Consider the following 25339-nt stretch of genomic DNA (forward strand, 5'->3'; position numbering starts at 1 on the left):
GCCCGATTTGTGACGAACTGTTGACAGCGACTTATACTCAGTCCTAGCATAAGAACGATCCGCCGGGCCTTGCTGCCCGGTCTTCTTTGGCCCTAGATATACTCATAACGAGCATAATGGAGAGGACGATGCTGGAATTCGATGTCGCGGCCCCTGCCGAGCGCACCGAATCCTTCGCGCCCGCGCAGGAGATTCCCACCCCTGCCACGCCGGCGCTGGGGCAGCTCTATGCCCGCGTCGCCAAGCACGTCACCCCGGCGGAATGGCCGCTGATCGCCCGCGAGGTCGAGGCGATCGAGCGCCTGAAGCGTGAGCGCAACGCCGTCGTGCTCGGCCACAATTACCAGGCGCCGGAAATCTTCAACACGGTGGCCGACATTGTCGGGGATTCGCTGGCCCTCGCCCGCGAGGCGGTGACGGTGGATGCCGATGTCATCGTCATGGCCGGCGTGCATTTCATGGCCGAGACCGCCAAGCTGCTGAACCCTTCCAAGACCGTGCTGATGCCCGACATGGGCGCGGGCTGCTCGCTCGCGGACAGCATCACCGCTGCCGATATCCGCCTGCTGAAAGAACGTTATCCCGGCGTTCCGGTCGTCACCTATGTCAACACGTCGGCCGAGGTGAAGGCCGAGAGCGATTATTGCTGCACCTCCGGCAATGCGGTGAAGGTGGTGCGCGCCGTGGCCAAGGAATGGGGCGTCAATCGCATCCTCATGCTGCCGGACGAGTTCCTCGCGCAGAATGTGCAAAAGGAAGTGCCGGAGCTGGAGTTGATCGCTTGGAAGGGCCATTGCGAGGTGCATGAGCGCTTCACCCCGCAGGACATTCGCGATCTGCGCGAGAACCATCCCGGCGTCGTGGTGCTGGCGCATCCCGAATGTCCGCCGGAAGTGGTGGCGGAGGCCGATTATGCCGGCTCCACCGCCGGCATGGCGGATTATGTCCGCGACGAAAAGCCGGCGCGGGTGGTGCTGATCACCGAATGCTCGATGGCCGACAATGTGGCGGTGAACCATCCGGACATCGAGTTCGTGCGCCCGTGCAATCTCTGCCCGCATATGCGCCGCATCACCCTGCCGAACATCCGCCGGGCGCTGGAGACGATGACCACGCAGGTGGAGATCGACCCCGCTATTGCCGACCGCGCCCGCCTGGCGGTCGAGCGCATGCTCGCCATTCGCTGATCGCAGCCCCCTCGCTCGTCGCAGCCTGGAAAGGCCACACCGTGAGCCATTCGCGTGAGAACATCGTCGTGGTCGGCGGCGGGGTGGCGGGTCTTGCCACCGCGCTGCGGCTGGCCCCGCTCCCCGTCACGCTGGTCGTCGCCTCGCCCTTGGGGGCGGAGGCCGCCACCGGCTGGGCGCAGGGCGGCATCGCCGCCGCGCTCGGTGCCGACGACCGGCCGGATCTGCACGCCATCGACACGCTCGCCGCCGGCGCCGGCCTGTCCGAGCCGGAGGTGGCGCGCCGCGTGGCGGCGGCGGCGCCGGAAGCGATCGACTGGCTGGTCGGGCTCGGCACGCCGTTCGACCGCGATGCCGAGGGCGGCCTCGCCCTCGGGCTGGAGGCCGCGCATTCCCGCCGGCGAATCGTCCATGCCGAGGGCGACGGCACCGGCCGGGTGGTGCTGGAAACGCTGACCCGTGCCGTGCGCACCTGCCCCTCCATCACTGTGATGGAAGGCTGGCGCGCGAGCGAGTTACTCCACGATGCGCAGGGCCATATCGCCGGCATTGCCGCCCGCGACCGCGACGGCCGCACTCTTACTCTTCCTTCTCGCGCCGTGGTGCTGGCCACCGGCGGGCTCGGCGGGCTCTATGGCGCGACCACCAACCCGCTCGGGGCGGTGGGCTCCGGCCTTGCCCTTGCGGCACGCGCGGGCGCGGTGCTGCGCGACATGGAGTTCGTGCAGTTTCACCCTACCGCCATGGCGGTGGGCGGAGACGCGGAACGGGCCGCCTCCGGCGGCCCTGCGCCCATGCCGCTCGCCACCGAGGCGCTGCGCGGCGAAGGTGCTCGGCTGTTCAACAGCCGCGGCGAGCGCTTCATGGCCGAGGTGCCGGGGCAGGAACTCGCCCCGCGCGATGTAGTGGCCCGCGCCATCTTCGCCCAGATCGCCGCCGGGGAAACCGTGGTGCTCGACGCGCGGTTGAAGGACATCGACCGCCGCTTTCCCGGTGTCGCCGCGCTGTGCCGCGCCCATGGGCTCGACCCGGCGGTGACGCCGATCCCGGTGCGGCCGGGGGCGCATTACCATATGGGCGGCATCCGGGTGGACGCGACCGGCCGCGCCAGTGTGCCCGGCCTGTGGGCCTGCGGCGAGGTCGCCTCCACCGGGCTGCACGGCGCCAACCGGCTCGCCAGCAATTCGCTGCTGGAAGCCTTGGCCTATGCGCGGTGGATCGCCGCCGACATCGTGGGAGAACAGGCCGCGCCCGGCACGCCGCGCGCGCCCTCAGCGCCGCGCCCGCGCTCCCCGGCGCGCGCGGAAATCCGCGCGCTGATGGACCGGCAGGTCGGCGTGGTGCGTGACGCCGAGGGGCTCGCCACTGCCGCCGCCCGGCTCGGCGCGCTTTCCGCCCGCGACGGCTGCGATCTCTCGCTGGTGGCGCTGGCGATCACTGAAGCCGCACAGCAGCGCTGCGAGAGCCGGGGCGGGCATTTCCGCGCCGACCATCCCGCGCCGGCGGCGGTGGCCCGGCATTCCGAGACGCGGCTGGCCGAGCCGGCATCGGACGCTGCCGAAGCGCGGCAGGTGGCGTGAGCACTGCCCGGACGACGACGCCATGCCCGGGCATGTCCCGGTCTTCCACTCCGGCGCCCGCGATGGGCTGCCATTGAACAACCTTCATCCCCGGTCCCGACCCGGGGATCCAGAAGACTGGGTGGCCGGGTCAAGCCCGGCCATGAGGGCCTTGAATGTGAAGCGAGCCGAGCGATGCCATCTGCCCTCCCCCCCCTTCCCCGCCTGATGGTCGAGCCGATCATGCGCGCCGCGCTGCTGGAAGATCTCGGCCGCGCCGGCGATGTGACGACGGACGCCTGCATTCCCGCCGGCGCGCGGTTCGAGGCGGTGATCGGCTCGCGCCAGCACGGGGTGATCGCCGGCGTCGACGCGGCGGTAATCGCCTTCGAGCTGATCGACCCTTCGCTCAAGGTCACGGTCGAGCGCGGCGACGGGGCCGAGGTGGCGCCGGGCGATGTGGTGCTGCGGCTGGAGGGCTCCGCCCGTTCCATCCTCACCGCCGAGCGCGCGGCGCTGAACATCGCCTGCCGCATGTCCGGCATCGCCACCGCCACGGCGGGGCTGGTCGCCATCGCCCGCCAGCACGGCAAGGCGCACATCGTCTGCACCCGCAAGACCACGCCGGGCCTGCGCGCGCTGGAAAAGCACGCGGTGCGGGCCGGGGGCGGCTCCAATCACCGCTTCGGCCTCGATGACGCGGTGCTGATCAAGGACAATCACATCGCCGTCGCCGGCGGCGTGGTGCCGGCCATCCGCGCCGCCAAGGCGCATGCCGGGCACATGGTGAAGATCGAGGTCGAGGTCGACACGCTGGCGCAGCTCGACGCGGCAATGGCGGAAGGCGTCGACGCGGTGCTGCTCGACAACATGACCCCCGCCATGCTGGCCGACGCGGTGGCGCTGGTGGCGGGCCGCGCGCTCACCGAAGCCTCCGGCCGCGTCTCGCGCGAGACGGTGGGCCCGATCGCCGCGACGGGGGTGGACCTGATCTCGGTCGGCTGGATCACCCATTCCGCGCCGATTCTCGACCTCGGGCTGGATGCGGCAGGGGTGTGAGGGCCTCAACACCTTGCGCCCTTATCCCCGGGCTTGATCCGGGGATCGAGCTTCTCCGCGCCGCACCGCGGAATTGGCGGGTGGCCGGGTCAAGCCCGGCCATGAGGGAGGAGAGGTGAGGTGCCGGCCCGGCTCGCCTTCCGCTGACGTTGCAGGCATCCGGGACACTGCCCCCGCCACCCGGCCCCTTCCATGGTCGCAGGCTCAACTCGGCGCGAGGTGCTACGACTGCACTTGAAGAAGGCATGCCGTTGTGCGATGCATATAGGCGTCTGCTAATGGTCATGCGGGAGAGATCGACCATCCTCCCGGATAAGCGTCGGCGCCGACGGAGCAACCCCCCAGGAAACTCTCAGGCACCAAGGACCGCATGATCAGGACGATCTGGAGAGAGGCGTCGCGCCGGGTTTTCCCGGGGTAGGACGCCCACCGAAGGGGAAGCCCGGGATGGTGTGACGGCGTCGCCGTCGGTCCCGGGGCGAGCTCTCAGGTACCGCGACAGATGGGGACAGCCGGCCGGACGCCAAGCGGGGCACCGCGCGTTCGGGCCATGTCGTCCTCAAGCGCGGGAGCCACCCATGCGCCACATCGTCGTCATCGGCGCCGGTATCACCGGCGTTACCACCGCTTATGCCCTCAGCCAGAAGGGCTATGACGTCACCGTCATCGACCGCCAGCGCTACAGCGCGATGGAGACCTCCTTCGCCAATGGCGGGCAGCTCTCCGCCTCCAATGCCGAGGTGTGGAACTCCTGGGCCACCGTGCTCAAGGGCATCAAGTGGATGTTCACGCCGGACGCCCCGCTGCTGATGAACCCCAAGCCCTCCTGGCACAAATATTCCTGGATGGCCGAGTTCCTCGCCAACATCCCGAACTACGAGGCCAACACGGTCGAGACCACCCGTCTCGCCATCCAGGCCCGTAACCACATGTTCGACATCGCCAAGCGCGAGGGCATCGACTTCAACCACGAGACCCGCGGCATCCTGCACATCTACCGGGACAAGGAGGCCCAGGATAATGCCCGCAAGGTGTCCGCGCTCTACGCCCGGGGCGGGCTGGAGCGCCGCGAGGTGACGCCGGAGGAAATCCGCGCGATCGAGCCGACGCTGCACGGCAAATACTATGGCGGCTTCTTCACCCCGTCCGATTCCACCGGCGACATCCACAAATTCACCTATGGGCTGGCGGAAGTGTCCCGGCGCTATGGCGTGCGCTTCATCAACGAGGCGAGTGTCGAGCGCGTCGCCCACACCGGCACGGGCCAGGATGGCACCGGGGTGGAGGTGACCTTCTCCATCGCCCCCGACGCTGAGGACGCGCTGCCGCGCCGCGAGACGCTCGCCTTCGATGGCGCGGTGATCTGCGCCGGTATCGGCTCGCGCGCCATCGCCGCCGGGCTTGGCGACCGGGTGAACATCTATCCCGTGAAGGGCTATTCCATCACCGTCATGCTCGACGATGAGGAAAGCCAGGCGTCGGCGCCTTGGGTGAGCCTCCTGGACGACAAGACCAAGATCGTCACCTCGCGCCTCGGCAAGGACCGCTTCCGCGTCGCCGGCACCGCCGAGTTCAACGGCGAGAACCGCGACATCCGCGCCGACCGCATCCGCCCGCTGGTCGACTGGACCCGCAAGCTGTTCCCCGGCGTCAACACGGCCCGCGTGGTGCCGTGGGCCGGGCTGCGGCCGATGATGCCGGACATGATGCCGCGCGTCGCCGCTGGCAAGAAGCCGGGCGTATTCTACAACACCGGCCACGGGCATCTCGGTTGGACGCTTTCCTGCGCCACCGCCGAGATCATCGCCGCCAAGGTAGCGGACGCACTGCCGGTGGAAGCCCCGGCCCCCATGCTGCGCATGGCGGCGGAGTGACGCTGCCGCTCCCGCCGCTCGCGCGGCGGGGTGCCAGCACCGCCCGTTTTCCGAACCCCCGCCCCGGTCCGCGTTTCCGCTCCGGGTCTTGTGAGAGCCGACCCTTCCGGCTCCCGCCCCGCCCCCGGACGAACGCCGGGGGCGGTTTTTTATGCGCGACGCGTTGAGGCGCTCGTGTGTCCCGGACGCCTGACGCGTCAGCGCAGGGCGCGCTGGAACCGGCATCTCGCATTCCCATTCCCATGGCCGGGCTCGACCCGACCACCCAGCGTTCCCGCCGGCGCCGCGCGGGGAGGGTGAAACCCGTGTCGAGCTCGGGGCTAAGGGCGCGCGATGCTGGCGACGCCCTACAACTTCACCGACCTGAGCCTGAGCGCGTTGCTGATGACGCTGACCGACGACAGCGCCATCGCCAGCGCCGCCACCATGGGCGAGAGCAGCAGGCCGAAGATGGGGTAGAGCACGCCCGCCGCGATGGGCACGCCGGCGCCATTATAGAAGAAGGCGAAGAACAGGTTCTGGCGGATGTTGCGCATCGTCGCCTGCGACAGGTGGCGCGCGGTGACGATACCGGTGAGGTCGCCATGCAGCAGCGTCACCCCCGCGCTCTCGATGGCGACATCGGTGCCAGAGCCCATGGCGATGCCGACATCGGCCGCCGCCAGCGCCGGCGCGTCGTTCACCCCGTCGCCGGCCATGGCGACCACCCGGCCCTGCGCCTTCAGCTTCTCGACGACCGCCGCCTTGTCCTCGGGGGCCACCTCCGCTTCGACATCGGTGATGCCGAGCCGGCGGGCCACCGCCTGCGCCGTCACCCGGTTGTCGCCGGTGAGCATGACGACGCGGATGCCCTCCTTCGCCAGCGCCGCCAGCGCCGCCGGCGTCGTCGCCTTCACCGGATCGGCGATGGCCAGCGCTGCCGCCAGCTTGCCATTGACCCCCAGCAGCACGACGCTGGCGCCCTCGCCGCGCAATGCGTCCGCACGCCCGGCGAGCGGGGCGGCGTCGATACCGAGTTCGCCGAGGAACGCCGCGCTGCCGATGGCGACGCGCTTGCCCTCGATGAGGCCATAGGCGCCCTTGCCGACGGGGGAATCGAAGCCGCGCACCTTTGGGATGTCGATGCCCCGCGCCTGCGCCGCGGTCACGATGGCATGGGCGAGCGGGTGCTCGGACGGGCGCTCGACGGCAGCGGCGAGGCGGAGAGCCTCCGCTTCCTCGAAGCCCTCCATCGGTACAATGGCGGTAACGGAAGGCTTGCCCTCGGTCAGGGTGCCTGTTTTATCGACCACCAGCGTGTCGACCTTCTCCATCCGCTCCAGCGCCTCGGCGTTCTTCACCAGCAGGCCCATCCGCGCCCCGCGCCCGACCCCGACCATGATCGACATCGGCGTGGCGAGGCCCAGCGCGCAGGGGCAGGCGATGATCAGCACCGCCACGGCGGCGATGAGCGCATGCGAAAAGCGCGGCTCCGGCCCGAACAGCGCCCAGGCGGCGAAGGCGAGCAGGGCGCAGGCCACCACCAGCGGCACGAACCAGCCGGCGACCTGATCGGCCAGCCGCTGGATCGGCGCGCGCGAGCGCTGCGCCTGCGCCACCATCTGCACGATGCGGGCGAGCAGCGTGTCGCGGCCGATCCTTTCCGCCGTGATGACGAGGCCGCCGGAACGGTTGAGCGTGCCGCCGATCACCGCGTCGCCCTCGCCCTTGCTCACCGGCAGGGATTCGCCGGTCACCAGCGATTCATCGAGCGCCGAGCGGCCTTCGACCACGGTGCCGTCGACCGGCACCTTCTCGCCGGGGCGCACCCGCAGCCGGTCGCCCACCACAATATCAGCGAGCGGCACTTCCTCCTCGCTGCCATCGTCATTGAGCCGGCGGGCAGTCTTCGGCGCGAGGTCGAGCAGCGCCTTGATGGCGCCGGAGGTCTGCTCGCGGGCGCGCAGCTCCAGCACTTGGCCGAGCAGCACCAGCACGGTGATGACAGCGGCGGATTCGAAATAGACCGGCACCGCGCCGTCCGGCCCGCGGAAGGCGGGCGGGAACAGGCCGGGCGCCAGCACCGCGACAAGGCTGTAGAGATAGGCGACGCCGGTGCCGAGCGCGATCAGCGTGAACATGTTGAAATGCCGCGTCGCCACGGACTGCGCGCCGCGCACGAAGAACGGCCAGCCCGCCCACAGCACCACGGGGGTGGCGAGCGCCAGCTGGACCCAGTTGGAGGTCGCGGGGGGCACGAGGTGATGGAGCGCGGGAATGAGATGCGCGCCCATTTCCAGCGCGAAGACCGGCGCGGTGAGGGCGAGGCCGATCCAGAACCGGCGGGTCATGTCGAGGAGTTCGTGGTTCGGCCCATCGTCGAGGCTCACCAACATCGGCTCCAGCGCCATGCCGCAGATCGGGCAGCTGCCGGGGCCGACCTGCACGATCTCCGGGTGCATGGGGCAGGTATATTCCGTACCCTCCGGCACCGGCTCGGCCGGCCCCTTGTCGCCGAGGTATTTTTCCGGGCTGGCGATGAACTTCGTGCGGCAGCCCGGCGCGCAGAAATAATAGGTGATGCCGTTGTGCTCCGCCTTCAGCGTCGCCGTGTGCGGATCGACATCCATGCCACAGACCGGGTCCTTGGCCATATGCGCGGCGGGGGCGTGTGCGTGATCGTGCGGATGGGCGGGGGCGCCGGCATGGTGATGATGAGTGTGATCGTGCGCGCCATGGCCGCCGCAACAGCCACCGGCCTTGGCCGGCGCATGCGTCGCTTGGTCGTGGGCCGCTTCACTTCGATCCGCCTGCCCGTGATGGCTCGCCGCCATGGCACCCTCCTTATACCCCCATGAGGTATCTGACCCTTGCGATATATACCCCATGAGGGTATATGGCAAGGATGCAGAACGACACCCGCAGCGCCTGCCTGAAACGCCTGAGCCGCATCGAGGGACAGGTGCGCGGCCTCTCCCGCATGCTGGAGGAGGACCGCTACTGCATCGACATCGTCACCCAGGTGGCGGCGGTGCGGGCGGCGCTGAAGAAGGTGGAGGAAGAGGTGCTGCGCGACCATGTCGCCCATTGCGTCGCCCACGCCATCCAGTCCGGTGACGCCGACGCCCAGCGGGCGAAGGTGGACGAGTTGATCGAGGTGCTCGGTAAGCTCAGGTGAGCGAGCGGCGCGCCGGCCCTGAACGCGGCACAGAGAGATTTTTGCCTGAGCGTTTTGCGCTGGCGCCCGGCTCGCCTTTCGCTGACGCTTCAGGCGTCCGGGACACGGATGCCCCTACCCCCCATAAAGCCCCTTATACTGCTCGCGCAGCAGGTTCTTTTGCACCTTGCCCATGGTGTTGCGGGGGAGGTCGTCGAGGAAGATGACGCGCTTCGGCAGCTTGTAGCGCGCAAGCCGCCCCTCCAGCGCCTCCACCACTGACTGCTCATCCAGCGCCGCGTCGGGACGGGCGATTACGACCGCCGTCACCCCCTCGCCGAAATCGGGATGCGGAACGCCGATCACCGCGCTCTCGATCACGCCGGGCAGCGCATCGATCTCGGTCTCGACTTCCTTGGGATAGACATTGTAGCCGCCTGAAATGACGAGGTCCTTGCCGCGCCCGACGATCTGCACATAGCCATCCGGCCCGACAAGGCCGAGATCGCCGGTGACGAACCAGCCATCATGGAACTCCGCCGCCGTCTTCTCCGGCATGCTCCAATAGCCCTTGAAGATGTTGGGGCCGCGCAGCTCGATCATGCCGATCTCGCCGGTGCCGAGCACCTCTCCGCTCTCGGGCGCCACCACGCGCAGTTCCACGCCGGGCAGCGGGAAACCCACCGTGCCGGCGATACGCTCGCCCTCATAGGGGTTGGAGGTGTTCATGCCGGTCTCGGTCATGCCATAGCGTTCGAGAATGGCGTGACCCGTGCGGGCGCGCCATTCCCGGTGCGTCTCCGCCAGCAGCGGCGCCGAGCCGGAGATGAACAGCCGCATGCCTGCTGCCGCTTCGGGCGTGAGTTCGGGCGATTTCAGCAGCCGGACATAGAAGGTCGGCACGCCCATCAGCACGCTCGCCCGGCCCATGAGCGCGAGGATGCGCGCCGGGTCGAACTTCGGCAGGAAGATCATCGACGATCCCGCCGCCAGCGTCACATTGATGGCAACGAACAGGCCGTGAGTGTGGAAGATCGGCAAGGCGTGGATCAGCACGTCGTCGGGCGTGAAGTGCCAGGCCTCGGCCAGCGCCTGCGCGTTGGAGGCGAGGTTCTCATGGGTCAGCATCGCCCCCTTGGAGCGGCCTGTCGTGCCTGAGGTGTAGAGCAGCGCGGCGAGGTCATCCGGCCCGCGCGGCACGTTCTCGAAAGTGGTGCGGCAGGCATCCGCGGCGCCGCGCAGCGTGTCCTGCCCGTTCGCATCCATTGTGACCACCTGCGCCACGCTGCGGGCGCGGGCGATGGGCGCCAGCACCGCCTCGCTGGCGGGATCGCAGATGAAGATCGCCGGTTCGGCATCGCCGAGGAAATAGTCGACCTCGGGCGGCGTGTAGGCGGTGTTGAGCGGCAGGAACACGCCGCCGGCCCGCACCGTGGCGAGATAGACGAACACCGCCTCCAGGCTCTTTTCCGCCTGCAGCGCCAACCGGTCGCCGGGTTTGAGGCCCATGGCCACCAGCGCATTCGCGTATTGCGCCGTGCGCCGGTCGAGCTCGGCATAGGTGAGGATGGCCCCTTCCGCCGTCTCGGCGAAGACACGGGAGGGGTCGGTGCCACCCGCGCGCAGGCGGTCGATCAGGTGATTGGTCATGAGCAGGGGATCACGGGCAGGAGGTCACGGCGGCGAGTTGAGCCTCTCCCGCCGTGGCGGCGGGTGGCGGCGCGGCCGTTTGAGGCGCGGCGGGCGCCGCAGCGGAGGCGAGACGCGGGCAGGTGGCGCTGAGGCCGAGCGAAGCCACATAGGACGCGCGGATCGTCGTGTTGGCGAAGCGCGCATTGGCGATGTACTCGCGCAGCGTCGCCGCCACCTGTTCGCGCGAGGGCTTTTCCATCGTCGGCCACTGGCTCTTCGGCACGCTGCCGAACAGGGCGATGGCGTCCCAGCCCTGCGGGCGGTTGATGGAAGAGACGGTAGAGGGCGTGTCGAGATTCTTGTAGGTCCAGAAGCTCCAGCCGAGGCCGAAGCGCTCATTCAGCGTGCGGAATTTCTGGTTCCAGTCGTCGTTCAGTTCGCCCGTCTCGCCGATGAAGATCGGCACCTGCCAGCGATTGGCGAAGTTGACATATTTCTGGATCGAGCTGCGCTGCGGGCCGGCCCAGAACATGTGGTAGGTGTAGCCGAGATTGTCGGCGAAGGGCTTGCCGAACACGTCGAAATTCGTGCTCCACTGCGCGCCCGCCAGCATGATCGGGTGGTTTGGATCGACCGCGCGGATCGTCTCCACCAATTCGCGATAGAACGGCTCCAGCCGCGAATTGAGGAAATCCGTGTCGTGATAGGGGGTGATCGGCTCGTTGAGCAGATCATAGCCCAGCACCGCCGTCTCGTCCTTGTAGCGCTCGGCGATCGCCCGCCACATCGTCAGGGTGCGGCGCTTGTATTCCGGCACATAGAAGGTGAGCGGGTAGCCGACGCCATCATCATGGTTCACGCCGGTCTGCCCGCCGGGGGCGGCGTGAATGTCGAGAATGAGCTTGATACCGTGCGCCTTGGCCCAGCCGACCAGACGGTCGATGCGGCCCCAGCCCTCGCCATCAGGGTCCACCTTGTCGGGGTTGGCGGGGTCGAGGAAGAACTTCCAGTGCAGCGGCACGCGGATGGTGGTGAAGCCGGAGGCGGCGAGGAAGGCGACATCCTCTTCCTGGATATAAGCCTCGCGGAAATCCTTCCAAAAGCGCGCGGCCTCCTCCGGGCCGGCGAGATATTCGATCACGTCCTCGATATCCTGCGGCGAGCGCTGGACCGTGAACTTGAACATATAGCCTTCCGGCAGCAGCCAGTTGCCGAAGCTCATACCCTTGATATTGAACGTCGATCCGTCCGGATTGACGAAGCCCGTGCCCTCCGCCCGGATGAAGCCGGGGGCGGCGGATGCTCCCGCCGGCGTCGCCGGGGCGACGGCTGTCGCGGCACCGGCCGGTGCGGCTGGCGTGTCGGTCAGCGCCAGAGCGGGGGCGGTGGCGAGAAAGAAGGCGGTGGCGAGGGGGAGAGCGCAGCGGATCATGGACGGCAACCTAGTAAAGCCCGCGCGCGGCGGCAATGGCCCGCGCAGGCGCTTGAGCCCGATCAAGCGCGCACGCCCCGCCGGCCGCTAGGCTGGCGGGCAGGAGGTGTGCGGCATGAACCGACGGCAGGTGCTGACAAGTGGGGTGGCCGTTGGCGCGGCGGCGGCCGGGTGGCTCGGCTGGCGCCAGGCGTTGGGCAGCACCGACGCTTACGAGGCCTATAGCCGGGAGCTGCGGGCGCCGCTCACCGACGATCCGCCGCTCACCGAGCTGATCCGCACCGCGACGCTGGCGATGAGCGGGCACAACACCCAGCCCTGGCGCTTCCGCCTTGGACCCGGTTCCGTCGAATTGCGGCCCGACCCGTCGCGGGCGACGCCGGTGGTCGATCCCGACGACCATCATCTGTTCGTCAGCCTCGGCTGCGCAGCCGAGACGCTCGCCATCGCCGGTGCCGCCGCCGGGCGGCCGGGCGCGATCGAGGCCGCGCCGGACGGCCAGTTGCACTACCGCTTCACGCCCGTCCCACCGCGCCCGGATCCGCTCGCCGCCGCCATTGCGCAGCGCCAGAGCACACGCGCGCTCTATGACGGTCGGCCGGTGCCCGCCGAGACGCTGGACGCGCTGGCCCGCGCGACATCGCAGCCGGGCGTGCGCTGCGTGCTGCTGACCGCGCGCCCCCGGCTCGACCAGCTGCGCGACCTCACCATCGCCGGGAACGAGGCGCAGATGCGCGACCCTACCTTTCGCGCGGAGCTGAAACACTGGCTGCGCTTCAACCCCGCCAGCGCCATCCGCCACGGCGACGGGCTCTATGCGCCGGCCAATGGCAGCCCGCCGCTGCCGGACGGACTCGGGCCCTACGCCTTCGACCTGTTCGTCACCGCCGCCAGCGAGAACGACAAATATGCGCGGCAGATCGATTCCTCGCCCGGCGTTGCGGTATTCTTCGCCGAACAGGCCGACCCGGCGGGCTGGACCGCCGTTGGCCGCGCCTGCCAGCGTTTCGCCCTCGCCGCCACCGCGCGGGGGCTGAAGCTCGCCTGCCTCAACCCGGCGGTGGAAGTGGCGGCGCTGCGCCCGGAGCTGGCGGCGCTCGCCGGCGAGGCCGGACTGCGGCCGGACATGGTGATGCGCTTCGGCTATGGGCCGGCCCTGCCCTTCGCGCCCCGCCGCCCGGTGGCTTCGGTGCTGGCCTAGATGCGGAGAGGTAGTGGGGCTGGCCGGCGGTAGTGGGGCGTGGCGGTCACCTTGCCGCCATCGCCCTTTCCGCCACGGTGACAGCGCGCGCGCGGCAGGCTAAGCGTGAGGCTCCCGCCTCCCCGCCCCGGCAGACCCTTACCTCCATGTCCTATCTCCTCTACGCCGCCATTCTGCTTGTCGTCGTGGCCCTGTTCGCGCTGGTGACGGCGCGCGGGCGCGTGCATCCCTTCCTCGCGCTGGTGCTGGCCGCCTTCGCCTTCAACCAGGGCGTCGGCTGGTCGCTGAGCTTCGTGGTGAAATCCTTCTCCGTCGGCTTCGGCCAGACGCTGGCGGCGCTGGGCATCATCGTGGTGACGGGGGCGCTGATGGCGGAGATCGCCGACGGGTCCGGCGCCACGGCACGGTTGCAGCAGATGGCGCGCGGCTGGCGCACCCGCTCCGGCCCGCTCACTCTGCTCGGGCTGATCGGCGGCATGGCGTCCACCCCGGCGGCGGCGTTCGCGGTGCTAAACCCGCTGCGGCGCGGCATTGGCGGCGACAGCCCGCGCTCGGCGCTCACCCTCGGCCTCGCCCTTTCCGCCGGCCATGGCCTGCTGATCCCCGCCCCCACCGTGCTGGCGAGCCTCACCATTCTGCGCGCCGATTGGGGGCTGGCGGTTGCCGTCGGCCTGCCTCTGGCGCTGATCGCCGCGGCCTTCGGTGCGCTGTGGGCGAAGGGCTGCGCCAGCGGCGCGCCCAACCCGAGCGACACCACCGCCGGCATCGCGGGCGCGACGATGCACGCGCCGCGGCGCGGGGCGCTGGCGCTATTCGTCGTCAGCCTGGCTCTGGTGGCGATGCTGATCGTCCAGGCGCTCGGTGACATCGCTTCCGAGCCCTTCGGCGGCGGCAATGATCGCCATTTCATCCTGGCGCTGGGCAGCCCGGCGCTGCTGCTGGTCACCGGCGTCGGCCTGCTGCTGCTGCTGAGCTGGAGCTGGGAAAAGGGCGGGCTCTCCGAAGCCGGCTGGGCCGGGCGGGCGGTGACGAAGGTCGCGCCGCTCCTCCTCATCCTCGGCGCCGCCGGCGGCCTCGCCAAGGTGGCGCAGGATGTCGGCATGGCGGAGATGACGGCGGAATATCTCATTCCCCTCGCCCCCACGTCCGGCGCGCTGGTGCTGGTGCTGCCCTTCGCGCTCGCCGCCACCATCAAGATCCTGCAAGGCTCGTCGCTGGTCGCTGCCATCACGGCTGCCGGCATGATGATGGAACTCGCCGCCCCGCTCGGCCTCGGCGACCCCATGGGGCGCGTTCTTGCCGCACTGGCGGTGAGCGCCGGCGCCATGACCGTGCCGCAGATCAATGACGGATTGTTCTGGCTGGTGACGCGGGCCGGGCGCTTCAGCCCGCCAGCGGCGCTGGCGCGGTTTTCGGGCGGGGCGCTGGTGCAGGGCGGGCTGATCCTGCTCTGCCTCATCGCCGTCCGGCTGGCCACCGCCTGAGGAACCGCCCGTTCAGGGACTGTCTGTTCGAGGAACCTGCGCCGATGCTGCGACGCCGTGACCTGCTGCTCTCCGCCCTTGCCGCCGCCAGCCTGCCCGCCCTCCCGCTGACTGCGCGCGCGCAAGCCGCCGCCGCGCCGCTGCCGCCCGCCGGCACGCCGCGCCTGCCGGCGCATTTCGTCTGGGGCGCCTCCACCTCCGCCTACCAGATCGAGGGCGCGGTGGCGGAAGGCGGGCGCAAGCCCTCCATCTGGGACGTGTTCTCGCACACGCCCGGCCGCATCGCCGATGGCACGACGGGCGATGTCGCCTGCGACCACTACCACCGCTATGCCGACGACGTGGCGCTGATGAGTGATCTCGGCTTCAAGGCCTATCGCTTCTCCCTCGCCTGGCCGCGGGTAATGCCCGACGGCACCGGCCCGGTGAACGCGGACGGGCTCGATTTCTACGACCGGCTGGTCGATAGCCTGCTGGCGCGCGGCATCGCCCCCATGGTCTGCCTCTACCACTGGGACCTGCCGCAGGCCTTGCAGGAACGCGGCGGCTGGCACAATCGCGACATGGCGGGCTGGTTCGCCGACTATGCCCGCACCGCCGTGCACCGGCTCGGCGACCGGGTAAAGCCGTGGGCGATGCTGAACGAGCCGTCGGTGCACGCCATTTTCGGCCATGGCTTCGGCAATCACGCGCCCGGCCTCACCGGCTGGGACAGCTATGTGAAGGCCCAGCACCACCAGAACCTCGCCCAGGGCGCCGGCATCGCCGCCGTGCGGGGGATGCACCCCGATCTCAAGCTTGGCACGGTTCTCTCGCTGCAGCCGATCTTTCCGGCCTCCCAGGACCCCGCCGACATCGCAGCGGCGGCGCGCTTCGACGCCTGCTGGAACACGATCAACCTAGATCCGCTGTTCCATGGCCGCTACCCCGAACTGTTTGCGGACGCCTTCGCACCGCTGGTCCAGCCCGGCGATATGGAGACGATCCGCGCCCCGCTCGATTTCCTCGGCGTGAACTATTACGGCCCGTCCTATATCCGCCACGACGCCAACGCCTTTCTCGGCCAGGCCAGCTGGGGGGCGCTGCCGCCCAACACGCCGCAGACGCTGCTGGGGTGGCCGATCAGCGCGCAGGGCATGGTCGAGGTGCTGGCCCGGCTGCGCGACACCTATGGCAACCCGCCGGTGTTCATCACCGAGAACGGCGCCTGCTATGAGGACCCCGCCCCGGTGGACGGGGTGGTGGCCGACCCGGAGCGGACGGAATATCTGCGCGCCCATCTCGTCGCCGCCGGCGAGGCCATCGCCCAGGGCTGCGCGCTCAAGGGCTATTATGTCTGGTCGCTGCTCGACAATTTCGAATGGGCGGAAGGCGAGCGCCGGCGCTTCGGCGTGGTGCGGGTGGATTTCGCCACCCAGCAGCGCACCCCGAAACAATCCGCGCGTTATCTGTCCAGCCTGATGAATGCGCAGGGCGGCGCTACGGCGCCCTGAGGTATCCTGTTAACAGACCGACATGCGCCCGACACATATGTCGGTCATTTGACGGCGGGTGCCCCACGGCCCTTTCTATGTGATACCTAACCTCATTGCCGGCTTGCGGGCCGACGCACGAGACAGAGCACAGACGCATGCAGACAGACGATCCCGCCGTCGCCGAAATCGTCGCCTTCATCTCCGGCGAGGTCGGTGTCGATGCGAGCCTGCTCACGCCGGACACGCCGGTGGCGGAGCTGGGCATCTCCTCGCTCGACCTGATCGAGACCATCTTCAAGCTGGAAAGCCGTTTCGGCATCGAGATTCCCAATGACGGCCCGCTGAGCGGCAGCGAGGTCACGGTCGGCACGCTGGTCGACCATGTCGCCGAATTGCTCGCGGCGCAGAAGGCGAAGACCGCCTGATGGCTGCACGCGTCGCCGTCACCGGCCTCGGCTCGCTCTCGGCGCTGGGCAATGATGTCACCGCCCATCTCGCCGGCCTGCGCGCCGGCACGGTGGGCATTGGCGAGACGCAGGGTCTCGATGTCTCCGCCATGAAGACGAAGATTTCCGCCGAAGTGCGCGGCTTCGTCCCGGAAGAGCATTTCGAGCCGCGCCAGCTCGGCCTTGTCGACCGCACCTCGCAATTCGCCGTGGTTGCCGCCCGGCAGGCGCTGGCGGATGCCGGCCCGGCCTTGGAAGGCGTGGCGCGCCACCGCGTCGGCGCCATCTTCGCCGCCTCGGTCGGATTCCATGCCGTCGATGACAGCTACCGCAAGCTCTATGCCGAGGGCGCGCCGCGCCCGCACCCCTTCACCGTGCCGCGCGCCATGCCGAGCGGGCAGGTGAGCCATGTGACCATGGATCTCGGCATCCACGGTCCGGCCTTTTCCATCGCCTCGGCCTGCTCCTCCGCCGCCCATTCCATCGGCACCGCCTTCCACATGGTGCGTTCCGGCATGCTGGATGTCGCGCTGGCGGGCGGGGGCGAATCGCAGATCACCTATGGCATGCTGAAGAGCTGGGAGGCGCTGCGCGTGCTCTCGCCGGAGGCCTGCCGCCCCTTCTCGAAGGACCGTTCCGGCCTCGTCATCGGCGAAGGTGCCGGCGCCGTGGTGCTGGAGAACATGGACCGGGCGCTGGCGCGCGGCGCCACCATCCATGCCGAGATCGTCGGCTTCGGCATGAGCGCGGACGGCATGGACATCACCGCCCCCGACATGGCGAGCGCGGCCGCCTCAATGCGCTTCGCGCTGGAAGATGCCGGGCTTGCGCCGGAGGCGATCGGCTATGTCAGCGCTCATGGCACCGCCACAGCGCTGAACGACAAGACCGAGGCCGCCGCACTGCGGCTGGTGTTCGGCGATCACCTCGCCAAGCTGCCGGTGTCGTCGTCCAAGTCGCAATACGGCCACACGATGAACGCCTCGGGCGCGCTGGATTTCGTCACCACCGTGCTCGCCTTGCGCGAGGGCTTCCTGCCGCCGACCATGGGTTTTCGCGAGGCCGACCCCGAGTGCGACCTCGACTGCGTGCCGAACGCGGCGCGCGAGGCGGCCATCGAAGCCGCGATCTCGTCGAGCTTCGCCTTTGGTGGGCTGAACGCGGTGCTGGCGGTGAAGCGGTACGGGTGAGCCGGCGGCAGCCTTTGAGGTCCGGCTGATGTCCGGCACCTCAGGATGACGTCGCAAGCCGACCTCCCATCGTCATACTGAGGTGCCCGGGCAACGCCCGGGCCTCGAGGCACGCACAGCCTCACCCCTCCACCCGGAACTCCTCCGCCAGCCCCTCCCCCACCAGCGCCGCCACGGCGCCGCGCTCCGCGGCGAGGCGGGCGCGGCAGAAGGCGGCAATCTCGCGCGGCAGGCGCCCCAGTTCCTGCCGGCGGGCGATGAGGGTGAGGTGGCGCGTCAGCCCCGGGCCGGGGAGCTTGTGGCAGGCGAAACCGTCGAGCTTCAGCCCGGCTTCCACCAGGCAGAGTGGCGTGGTGATCGCGAAGCCCGCCCCTTCGAGCACCGCGCTGGTGACGCCATAAGGCGTGTCGAATTCCAGCGGGCGCGGTAGATCCAGCCGCAGCCGGCGCAGATGGCGCTCCACCTCCATGCCCGTCTTGGAACGGGCGGAGAAGCGCACCAGCGGCAGGGCGCGGGCGAGGTCCTCCAGCGCGTCCACCGAAGCCGGGGCCCGCGCCGTCGTCGGCAGCAGCAATACATAGGGCTCGGTGAGCAGCGGCCAGCGCTCCAACCCCTCGATCTCGTCCAGCGCGTCGGCACCGACGAGCAGGTCGAGCTGGCGGGTCAGCAGCGCCCCGGCATGGGAGGCGGTGAGGCCCGACAGCAGCGACACCTGCTCCGCCTTATCCCCCAGCGCGCGGGCGAGCGGTGCCATCAGCACCCGCGCCAGCGAATCCACCAGCCCGGCGCGCAGGAGCGGCAGGCGGGCATGCTCGGCCTCGCGCAGCAGCGGCGCGATCTGCCGCGCTTCCGAGACGAGGGCGCTCGCCCGCTGGCGCAGCGCCCCGCCGGCGGCGGTGAGGCCGAGCGGGCGGGCGCTGCGGTCGAACAAGGCGACGCCGATGCGGCGCTCAAGGTCGGCCACCGCCTGCGAGATCGCCGGCTGGGTCAGCCCGAGCCGCCGCGCCGCCTGCGCCATGGTGCCGGCGTCGCAGACGGCGAGGAAGATTTCGAGCGCGCGAAGGTCGAAGGGCAGCGTGTCGGCGGGGGGCATGGCTCGTGTCTCCTTACATCCCACCGGCCGTCATCCTGAGGTCCACGGCGCTGGCGGGCCTCGAAGGATGTCAGAGTGCGCCCGGCTCCGTCCTTCGAGGCTCGCTTCGCTCGCACCTCAGGATGACAAGTCCCCTGGCTCGCCTATAACTAAAACTTATATTATCACCGGATCAGCGTTGATCTATAGCTTTTGGCGGTGTCCGGCAGCAACCTCCCCGGCCAGCCCCGAACGAGCCCCGTCCATGCGCTATTCCGTGTTTTCCCTGCTCGCCAATGCCCTGAACGGCCAGAAGGGCTGGGTGCCAGCCTGGCGCGACGCGGCGCCGAAGCCGGCTTACGACGTGATCATCGTCGGCGGTGGCGGGCATGGGCTGGCGACCGCCTACTACCTCGCCAAGGTGCATGGCATCCGCAATGTCGCGGTGCTGGAAAAGGGCGTTATCGGCTCCGGCAATGCCGGCCGCAACACCACCATCATCCGCTCCAACTACCTGCTGCCCGGCAATGAACCGTTCTACGAATGGTCGATGAAGCTGTGGGAAGGGCTGGAACAGGAGCTGAACTACAACGCGATGGTGAGCCAGCGCGGCATTCTCAACCTGTTCCATTCCGACGCCCAGCGCGACGCTTATGCCAGGCGCGGCAATGCCATGCGCCTCGCCGGCGTCGACTCGCAGCTTCTGGACAAGGCGCAGGTGCGGGCCATGTACCCGTTCCTCGATTTCGACAATGCGCGCTTTCCCATTCAGGGCGGGCTGCTACAGGCCCGCGCCGGCACCGCCCGCCACGACGCCGTGGTGTGGGGCTATGCCCGCGCCGCCGACCGGCTCGGCGTCGACATCGTGCAGAATTGCGAGGTGACCGGCTTCATCCGCGAGGGCGACGCCATCGTCGGGGTAGAGACCACGCGCGGGCCGGTGCGGGCGGGCAAGGTGGGGGTAGCGGTCGCCGGTTCGTCATCGCGCGTTGCCGCCATGGCCGGGCTGCGGCTGCCGATCGAGAGCCATGTGCTGCAGGCCTTCGTCTCCGAGGGATTGAAGCCGCTGGTCGACGGCGTCATCACCTTCGGCGCCGGGCATTTCTACATTTCACAGTCCGACAAGGGCGGGCTCGTCTTCGGCGGCGACATCGACGGCTACAATTCCTACGCCCAGCGCGGCAATCTCCCTGTGATCGAGGATGTGTGCGAGGGCGGCATGGCGCTGATGCCACGCATCGGCAGGCTGCGGCTGCTGCGCCATTGGGGCGGCATCATGGACATGTCGATGGACGGCTCGCCGATCATCGACCGCACGCCGGTGCCGGGGCTCTTCCTCAATGCCGGCTGGTGCTATGGCGGCTTCAAGGCGACGCCGGCCTCCGGCTGGTGCTTCGCCCATCTGCTGGCGAAGGGGGAGCCGCACGAAACCGCCGGCGCCTTCCGGCTGGACCGCTTTCGTACCGGCCATCTCATCGATGAGAAGGGAGTCGGCGCGCAGCCGAACCTGCATTGATGCTCCCTCCTCGCGTCCTTCCCCTCACCCCACCCCTCTCCCCGACGGGAAGAGGGGGCCGGCCGCCCTTCACCTCCCCCCGACGGGGAGAGGTCGGATCGCCACGCGGTCCGGGTGAGGGGCTTTATCCCGAAGGTGCCGCCTGATGCGTATCCCCTGCCCCTATTGCGGCGAACGCGACGCCCATGAATTCGCCTATCTCGGCGACGCGACGCTGACCCGCCCGGACCCCGCCGCGCCGGACGCGGAACAGGCGTTCCACGACTATGTCTATCTGCGCGACAACCCGGCCGGCGCGCATGAGGAATGGTGGTACCACGCCAATGGCTGCAGGCAGTGGCTGCGTGTCGCCCGCGACACCCGCACCCACGCCATTTCAGGCGCGGTCGCCGCGCGCGCGACGGGAGAGCCGGCATGAGCGCGCCGAACCGTAACCGCCTCGACGCCGGCGGTCTGATCGACCGCGCCCGCCCGCTCGGCTTCAGTTTCGACGGCACGGCCTATCGGGGCTATGAGGGCGATACCCTCGCCTCGGCGCTGCTGGCGAACGGCGTGCGGCTGGTGGGCCGATCGTTCAAATATCACCGCCCGCGCGGCATCGTCGCAGCCGGGGCGGAGGAGCCGAACGCGCTGGTGGAGCTGCGCAGCGGCGCGCGGCGCGAGCCCAACACCCGCGCCACCGTCACCGAACTCTATGACGGGCTAGAAGCCGCCAGCCAGAACCGCTGGCCCTCGCTCGCCTTCGACGCGCTGAGCCTCAACCGTTTCCTGTCGCCGTTTCTCGGCGCCGGCTTCTACTACAAGACGTTCATGTGGCCGGCCGCGCTGTGGGAGAAGCTCTACGAGCCGGTGATCCGCCGCGCCGCCGGGCTCGGCCGGGCGGCGGCGGAGGCGGATCCCGACCATTATGAGAAGGTCACCGCCTTCTGCGACCTCTTGGTCATCGGCGCCGGCCCGGCCGGGCTGATGGCGGCGCTCACGGCGGCGCGTTCCGGCGCGCGGGTGATCCTCGCCGATGAGGATTTCTTGCCCGGCGGCGGGCTCAATGCCGAGGCCGGCGACATCGACCGCCGGCCCGCCCCGGCCTTCGCCGCGCACGTCGTTGCGGAGCTGATGAGCCTACCCAATGTGCGGGTGATACGCCGCACCACCGTGTTCGGCGTCTATGACAGCGGCACCTATGGCGCGCTGGAGCGCGTGAGCGACCATCTGCCCGAACCCCGGCCCTTCCAGCCGCGCCAACGCCTGTGGAGGCTCATCGCCCGGCGCGCCGTGCTTGCGGCCGGCGCCACCGAGCGGCCGATCGTCTTTGGCGGCAATGACCGGCCGGGGGTGATGCTGGCGGGCGCGGTCGGCACCTATGTGCAGCGCCATGCCGCGCTGCCGGGGCAAAAGATCGCGCTGTTCGCCAATAATGACGGCGCCTGGCGGCAGATGCTGGCGGCGCATGCGGCCGGTGCGCCGGTCGAGACCCTCATCGACGTGCGGGCGGAGATCGACCCCGCTCTCGTGGCGGCGGCGCAGGCCGAGGGCCTCCGCGTGCTCACCAGCGCGCAGGTGATCGCGACCCATGGCAAGACGCTCAGCGGCCTCACCGTCGCCACGCCCTCGGGCACCGAGCGCGTCGCTGCCGACACGCTGGCGGTGTCGGGCGGCTGGTCGCCCGCCGTGCATCTCACCTGCCACCATGGCGGCAAGCCGGTGTGGGACGACGCCATCGCCGCCTTCGTGCCCGGCAGCTGCCCGCCGGGGCTCACCGTGGCGGGCGCGGCGCGGGGCGTGTTCGGCCTTGGCGCCTGCCTGAAGGACGGCGCGGCGAAGGGTGCCGAAGCGGCGGAAGCGCTTGGCTTCTCCGTGCCGGCGCCCGACGTGCCCGAAGTGGCGGATGCCCCCTTCGCCCTTACACCGTTCTGGCATGTCGAGGGCTCGAAGGGCGCGGCCTTTGTCGATCTGCAGAACGATGTCACCGCCAAGGATGTCGGCATCGCCCACAAGGAAGGCTTCCGCTCAGTCGAACTGCTCAAGCGCTACACCACGCTCGGCATGGCGACCGACCAGGGGCGGACCTCCAACGTCACCGGCCTCGCCATCATGGCGAGCCTCACCGGCGCCTCGATCCCCGAGACCGGCACGACGATCTTCCGGCCGCCCTATACGCCGGTGTCGCTCGGCGCGCTGGCGGGGCATCACCGGGGCAAGGACTTCCGCCCCGTCCGTCTCACCCCGACTCATGAATGGGCGCGCGAACAGGGCGCGGTGTTTATCGAGACCGGGGCGTGGCTGCGGGCGCAGTTTTTCCCCCGCAAGGGCGAGAAGGACTGGCTGGAGACGGTCTCGCGCGAGGTGACGGCGGTACGCGCCTCCGTCGGGCTGATCGACGTCTCGACCTTCGGCAAGATCGATTTGCAGGGGGCGGATGTCGGCGCCTTCCTCGACCGGGTCTACATCAACGGCTTCGCGGCGCTCGCGGTGGGCAAGGCGCGCTACGGCGTCATGCTGCGCGAAGACGGCTTGGTGATGGACGACGGCACGACGGCGCGCCTGGCGCCCGAGCATTATGTGATGACCACCACCACGGCCAATGCGGCCAAGGTGTTCCAGCATCTCGAATTCTGCCTGCAGGTGCTGTGGCCCAACCTCGACGTGGCGCTGTCCTCCGTCTCCGAGCAATGGGCGCAGATCGCCATCGCCGGCCCTCGCGCGCGCGACGTGCTGGCCCGTGTGGCCGATGGCGACGTATCGAACGACGCCCTGCCCTTCATGGGCGCCATTGAGGGCACGGTCATGGGTGGGGTGAGGGCGCGGCTGTTCCGCCTCTCCTTCTCCGGCGAGCTTGGCTATGAGATCGCCGTGCCCGCCCGGCAGGGCGCGGCGCTGGCGCGGGCGCTGATGGCGGCGGGCGAGGAATTCGGCATCACCCCCTATGGCATCGAGGCGCTGGGCGTGATGCGGATCGAGAAGGGCCACGTCTCCGGCAACGAGCTTTCCGGCCAGACCACGGCCGGCGATCTCGGCTTCGGCCGCATGGCTTCGACGAAGAAGGACTATATCGGCCGCGTGATGGCCGCCCGGCCGGGGCTCACTGACCCCGAGCGGCCGTGCTTCGTCGGCTTCAAGCCGGTGGACCGCGCGCGCCGGCTGCGAGCGGGGGCGCATTTCCTCACTCTCGGCGCCGCGCCCACAATGGCGAATGACCAGGGCTATATGACTTCGGTGGCCTATTCCCCCCATCTTGGACACTGGATCGGCCTCGGCCTGATCAAGCGCGGGCCGGAGCGCCTCGGCGAGCGGGTGCGCGCCTATGACCCGGTGCGCGGCGAGGAAATCGAAGTGGAAATCTGCGCGCCCGGCTTCATCGATCCGGAAGGAGTGCGTCTTCGTGGCTGACCTTTCGTCTCACGATCCCCTCGCGGGCCTTTCTTTCGACCGCGTGCCGCCCTCCGGCCGCTATGGCGCGACTGGGGAGCCCGGCGTCACCGTCTGCACCACGGAGACACCCTTCATCGCCCTTGTCGTCGCCCGCAACGGCTTTGCCGCCAGCGTCGCCGCCCGGCTGGGGCGTGCTTTCGGGGTCGAGGTGGCGGACCGGCCCGGCGCGGCGATCGGGGCCGCCTCCACCGTGATCGGCACGGGGCCGGGGCGCTTCCTCGTGCTGTCGACCCTAGAGCCGGACCTTGAAGGCACGCTGCGCGCGCTGCTCGGCGCCGAGGCGGCGGTGACGGAACAGAGCGACGCCACTGTCGCCTTCGACCTCACGGGCGCGAAGGTGCCCGACCTCCTCGCCAAGGGCGCGCTGATTGACCTCGACGCCCGGGTGTTCCGCCCCGGCGATGCCGCGACAACGGTGATCGCGCATATCGGCGTGACGCTGTGGCGAGTGAGTGAGACGGACTGGCGCTTTCTGGTGGCGCGCAGCTTCGAGGCCAGCTTCACCCGCTTTCTCGTCGCCAGCGGGGCGGAATTCGGCCTCGCTCTGGAGAACGGAACGGCGGGACGAGGTTGACGGCGGCGTGCCGCGCGCTTTCCCCTTCGCCCCTCTCCGCCAGAGCCGTTCCGGTGAATGCAACGCCGCCGGAACCCCTCTAACGCTCTGATCGCACGCAATTCCTATCGCGAAACCGCTAGGCACTTTTGCGGGAATTGCTCTAGAAGCCTGTCGGCGCGCGCATCACCGACGCCGCGACCGGCGTTTCGACGAGACCTGACATGACCGATACCCGCGACCCCTATGTGCTCACCCTCTCCTGCCCCGACCGGCCTGGCATCGTCGCCGGCGTCGCCGGCTTTCTGTTCGAGCAGGGCGGCAACATCCTCGAAGCCCAGCAGTTCGACGACACGGAAAGCGGCCGCTTCTTCATGCGGGTGATGTTCGACCGCCCCGCCGGCGCCGGCCCGCTGGAGGCGCTGAAGAGCGATTTCGAAGCGGTGGCGGGAAAGTTCGCGCTCGACTGGCGCATGCGGCCGCGTGGCCGGAAGCCGAAGGTGATGCTGCTGGTCTCCAAATTCGACCATTGCCTCGCCGACCTGCTCTATCGCTGGCGCATCGGCGAGATCCCCATGGACATCGTCGCCATCGCCGCCAATTACCCGCGCGAGACCTATGCCCATCTCGATTTCGCGGACATTCCCTTCCACTACCTGCCCATTACCAAATCGACCAAGATGGAGCAGGAAGCGCAGCTGTGGGAGCTGTTCCAGTCTTCCGGCGCGGAAGTGGCGGTGCTGGCGCGCTACATGCAGGTTCTGTCGGATGGGCTGTCGGCCAAGCTGTCGGGCCGCTGCATCAACATCCACCACTCCTTCCTGCCCGGCTTCAAGGGCGCCAAGCCCTACCACCAGGCGCATGCGCGCGGGGTGAAGCTGATCGGCGCCACGGCGCACTATGTCACCTCCGACCTCGACGAAGGCCCGATCATCGAGCAGGATGTCGAGCGCATCAGCCATCAGGACTCGGCCGAGGACCTCGTGCGCAAGGGCCGCGACATCGAGCGCCGCGTGCTCGCCCGCGCGCTGGCCTGGCATCTCGACGACCGTGTGCTGGTGAACGGGCACAAGACGGTGGTGTTCCGCGACTGA

Annotated in this window: 19 protein-coding genes and 2 riboswitches; of the genes, 15 read left to right on the top strand and 4 right to left on the bottom strand. The window is 69.5% G+C overall.

The features are described from left to right. Positions 1 to 128: 128 nt before the first annotated feature. The 4 genes from nadA (at position 129) to ACO07Z_RS06720 (ending at position 5679) form a co-directional block, all read left to right on the top strand. Positions 129 to 1187 carry a quinolinate synthase NadA gene (nadA, locus tag ACO07Z_RS06705; RefSeq protein ID WP_421697992.1) on the top strand — a complete coding sequence of 353 codons (1059 nt, stop codon included), beginning with the start codon at positions 129 to 131 and terminating at the stop codon, positions 1185 to 1187. Positions 1188 to 1228: 41 nt separating this feature from the next. Beyond that, positions 1229 to 2767 (top strand): L-aspartate oxidase, encoded by a 1539-nt coding sequence (locus ACO07Z_RS06710; protein ID WP_421697993.1) that lies wholly within the window; start codon positions 1229 to 1231, stop codon positions 2765 to 2767. A gap of 174 nt (positions 2768 to 2941) precedes the next feature. Beyond that, positions 2942 to 3805, top strand: coding sequence for a carboxylating nicotinate-nucleotide diphosphorylase (gene nadC, locus ACO07Z_RS06715; protein ID WP_421697994.1), 864 nt, complete (start codon positions 2942 to 2944; stop codon positions 3803 to 3805). 277 nt (positions 3806 to 4082) lie between these two features. Continuing rightward, positions 4083 to 4184, top strand: a riboswitch (glycine riboswitch). 3 nt (positions 4185 to 4187) lie between these two features. Further along, a riboswitch (glycine riboswitch) is annotated at positions 4188 to 4309 on the top strand. A 74-nt stretch (positions 4310 to 4383) separates the two neighbouring features. Continuing rightward, a complete protein-coding gene (locus tag ACO07Z_RS06720; protein ID WP_421697995.1) occupies positions 4384 to 5679 on the top strand; it encodes a D-amino acid dehydrogenase in 1296 nt (431 codons plus the stop codon). A 347-nt stretch (positions 5680 to 6026) separates the two neighbouring features. On the opposite strand, the gene ACO07Z_RS06725 is transcribed toward ACO07Z_RS06720, so the two are convergent. Then, complete coding sequence (locus tag ACO07Z_RS06725; protein ID WP_421697996.1) at positions 6027 to 8492, bottom strand: heavy metal translocating P-type ATPase; 2466 nt, start codon at positions 8490 to 8492, stop codon at positions 6027 to 6029. Positions 8493 to 8563: 71 nt separating this feature from the next. Here ACO07Z_RS06725 and ACO07Z_RS06730 point away from each other — a divergent pair, with 71 nt between their 5' ends. Then, positions 8564 to 8836: a metal-sensitive transcriptional regulator gene (locus ACO07Z_RS06730; protein WP_421697997.1), complete on the top strand. Its 273-nt coding sequence runs from the start codon at positions 8564 to 8566 to the stop codon at positions 8834 to 8836. A gap of 114 nt (positions 8837 to 8950) precedes the next feature. On the opposite strand, the gene ACO07Z_RS06735 is transcribed toward ACO07Z_RS06730, so the two are convergent. Both ACO07Z_RS06735 and ACO07Z_RS06740 read right to left on the bottom strand, forming a co-directional pair. Next, on the bottom strand, positions 8951 to 10465 hold the full coding sequence (locus tag ACO07Z_RS06735; RefSeq protein WP_421697998.1) for a malonate--CoA ligase: 1515 nt from the start codon (positions 10463 to 10465) through the stop codon (positions 8951 to 8953). A 10-nt stretch (positions 10466 to 10475) separates the two neighbouring features. After that, a complete protein-coding gene (locus ACO07Z_RS06740) occupies positions 10476 to 11879 on the bottom strand; it encodes a glycoside hydrolase family 5 protein (protein WP_421697999.1) in 1404 nt (467 codons plus the stop codon). 115 nt (positions 11880 to 11994) lie between these two features. Here ACO07Z_RS06740 and ACO07Z_RS06745 point away from each other — a divergent pair, with 115 nt between their 5' ends. The 5 genes from ACO07Z_RS06745 (at position 11995) to ACO07Z_RS06765 (ending at position 17675) form a co-directional block, all read left to right on the top strand. After that, complete coding sequence (locus ACO07Z_RS06745; protein WP_421698000.1) at positions 11995 to 13080, top strand: Acg family FMN-binding oxidoreductase; 1086 nt, start codon at positions 11995 to 11997, stop codon at positions 13078 to 13080. A 146-nt stretch (positions 13081 to 13226) separates the two neighbouring features. Further along, the gene (locus tag ACO07Z_RS06750; RefSeq protein ID WP_421698001.1) at positions 13227 to 14564 is read left to right on the top strand and encodes a GntP family permease; all 1338 of its coding nucleotides are present in this window, start codon (positions 13227 to 13229) and stop codon (positions 14562 to 14564) included. A gap of 44 nt (positions 14565 to 14608) precedes the next feature. Next, entirely contained in the window at positions 14609 to 16057 is a 1449-nt protein-coding gene (locus ACO07Z_RS06755) for a GH1 family beta-glucosidase (protein ID WP_421698002.1), read from the top strand. A 137-nt stretch (positions 16058 to 16194) separates the two neighbouring features. Continuing rightward, positions 16195 to 16464 carry an acyl carrier protein gene (locus ACO07Z_RS06760; RefSeq protein ID WP_244378203.1) on the top strand — a complete coding sequence of 90 codons (270 nt, stop codon included), beginning with the start codon at positions 16195 to 16197 and terminating at the stop codon, positions 16462 to 16464. Beyond that, positions 16464 to 17675 (top strand): beta-ketoacyl-[acyl-carrier-protein] synthase family protein, encoded by a 1212-nt coding sequence (locus ACO07Z_RS06765; RefSeq protein ID WP_421698003.1) that lies wholly within the window; start codon positions 16464 to 16466, stop codon positions 17673 to 17675. Before ACO07Z_RS06760 ends, ACO07Z_RS06765 begins: the two co-directional genes overlap by 1 nt. A 121-nt stretch (positions 17676 to 17796) precedes the next feature. Here ACO07Z_RS06765 and ACO07Z_RS06770 read toward each other — a convergent pair whose 3' ends face one another. Continuing rightward, a complete protein-coding gene (locus ACO07Z_RS06770) occupies positions 17797 to 18768 on the bottom strand; it encodes a LysR family transcriptional regulator (RefSeq protein WP_421698004.1) in 972 nt (323 codons plus the stop codon). 244 nt (positions 18769 to 19012) lie between these two features. Here ACO07Z_RS06770 and ACO07Z_RS06775 point away from each other — a divergent pair, with 244 nt between their 5' ends. The 5 genes from ACO07Z_RS06775 to purU all read left to right on the top strand — a co-directional run bounded on the left by ACO07Z_RS06775 (position 19013) and on the right by purU (position 25339). Then, positions 19013 to 20263 carry a sarcosine oxidase subunit beta family protein gene (locus ACO07Z_RS06775; RefSeq protein ID WP_421698005.1) on the top strand — a complete coding sequence of 417 codons (1251 nt, stop codon included), beginning with the start codon at positions 19013 to 19015 and terminating at the stop codon, positions 20261 to 20263. 145 nt (positions 20264 to 20408) lie between these two features. After that, a complete protein-coding gene (locus tag ACO07Z_RS06780) occupies positions 20409 to 20681 on the top strand; it encodes a sarcosine oxidase subunit delta (RefSeq protein WP_421698006.1) in 273 nt (90 codons plus the stop codon). Beyond that, positions 20678 to 23650 carry a sarcosine oxidase subunit alpha family protein gene (locus ACO07Z_RS06785; RefSeq protein ID WP_421698007.1) on the top strand — a complete coding sequence of 991 codons (2973 nt, stop codon included), beginning with the start codon at positions 20678 to 20680 and terminating at the stop codon, positions 23648 to 23650. The genes ACO07Z_RS06780 and ACO07Z_RS06785 overlap by 4 nt, the downstream gene beginning before the upstream one ends. Next, positions 23643 to 24266 (top strand): sarcosine oxidase subunit gamma, encoded by a 624-nt coding sequence (locus ACO07Z_RS06790; RefSeq protein ID WP_421698008.1) that lies wholly within the window; start codon positions 23643 to 23645, stop codon positions 24264 to 24266. Before ACO07Z_RS06785 ends, ACO07Z_RS06790 begins: the two co-directional genes overlap by 8 nt. Positions 24267 to 24469: 203 nt before the next feature. Next, on the top strand, positions 24470 to 25339 hold the full coding sequence (purU, locus tag ACO07Z_RS06795; RefSeq protein WP_421698009.1) for a formyltetrahydrofolate deformylase: 870 nt from the start codon (positions 24470 to 24472) through the stop codon (positions 25337 to 25339).

Origin of the sequence: Ancylobacter sp. (assembly GCF_965229075.1) — a bacterium.
In the GTDB taxonomy this organism is placed as follows: Bacteria; Pseudomonadota; Alphaproteobacteria; order Rhizobiales; family Xanthobacteraceae; genus Ancylobacter.

Coding starts and splice junctions, on each gene's coding strand:
- nadA (WP_421697992.1), top strand. CDS start 129: ATGCTGGAATTCGATGTCGCGGCCCCTGCCGAGCGCACCGAATCCTTC.
- nadC (WP_421697994.1), top strand. CDS start 2,942: ATGCCATCTGCCCTCCCCCCCCTTCCCCGCCTGATGGTCGAGCCGATC.
- ACO07Z_RS06720 (WP_421697995.1), top strand. CDS start 4,384: ATGCGCCACATCGTCGTCATCGGCGCCGGTATCACCGGCGTTACCACC.
- ACO07Z_RS06725 (WP_421697996.1), bottom strand. CDS start 8,492: ATGGCGGCGAGCCATCACGGGCAGGCGGATCGAAGTGAAGCGGCCCAC.
- ACO07Z_RS06730 (WP_421697997.1), top strand. CDS start 8,564: ATGCAGAACGACACCCGCAGCGCCTGCCTGAAACGCCTGAGCCGCATC.
- ACO07Z_RS06735 (WP_421697998.1), bottom strand. CDS start 10,465: ATGACCAATCACCTGATCGACCGCCTGCGCGCGGGTGGCACCGACCCC.
- ACO07Z_RS06740 (WP_421697999.1), bottom strand. CDS start 11,879: ATGATCCGCTGCGCTCTCCCCCTCGCCACCGCCTTCTTTCTCGCCACC.
- ACO07Z_RS06745 (WP_421698000.1), top strand. CDS start 11,995: ATGAACCGACGGCAGGTGCTGACAAGTGGGGTGGCCGTTGGCGCGGCG.
- ACO07Z_RS06750 (WP_421698001.1), top strand. CDS start 13,227: ATGTCCTATCTCCTCTACGCCGCCATTCTGCTTGTCGTCGTGGCCCTG.
- ACO07Z_RS06755 (WP_421698002.1), top strand. CDS start 14,609: ATGCTGCGACGCCGTGACCTGCTGCTCTCCGCCCTTGCCGCCGCCAGC.
- ACO07Z_RS06760 (WP_244378203.1), top strand. CDS start 16,195: ATGCAGACAGACGATCCCGCCGTCGCCGAAATCGTCGCCTTCATCTCC.
- ACO07Z_RS06765 (WP_421698003.1), top strand. CDS start 16,464: ATGGCTGCACGCGTCGCCGTCACCGGCCTCGGCTCGCTCTCGGCGCTG.
- ACO07Z_RS06770 (WP_421698004.1), bottom strand. CDS start 18,768: ATGCCCCCCGCCGACACGCTGCCCTTCGACCTTCGCGCGCTCGAAATC.
- ACO07Z_RS06775 (WP_421698005.1), top strand. CDS start 19,013: ATGCGCTATTCCGTGTTTTCCCTGCTCGCCAATGCCCTGAACGGCCAG.
- ACO07Z_RS06780 (WP_421698006.1), top strand. CDS start 20,409: ATGCGTATCCCCTGCCCCTATTGCGGCGAACGCGACGCCCATGAATTC.
- ACO07Z_RS06785 (WP_421698007.1), top strand. CDS start 20,678: ATGAGCGCGCCGAACCGTAACCGCCTCGACGCCGGCGGTCTGATCGAC.
- purU (WP_421698009.1), top strand. CDS start 24,470: ATGACCGATACCCGCGACCCCTATGTGCTCACCCTCTCCTGCCCCGAC.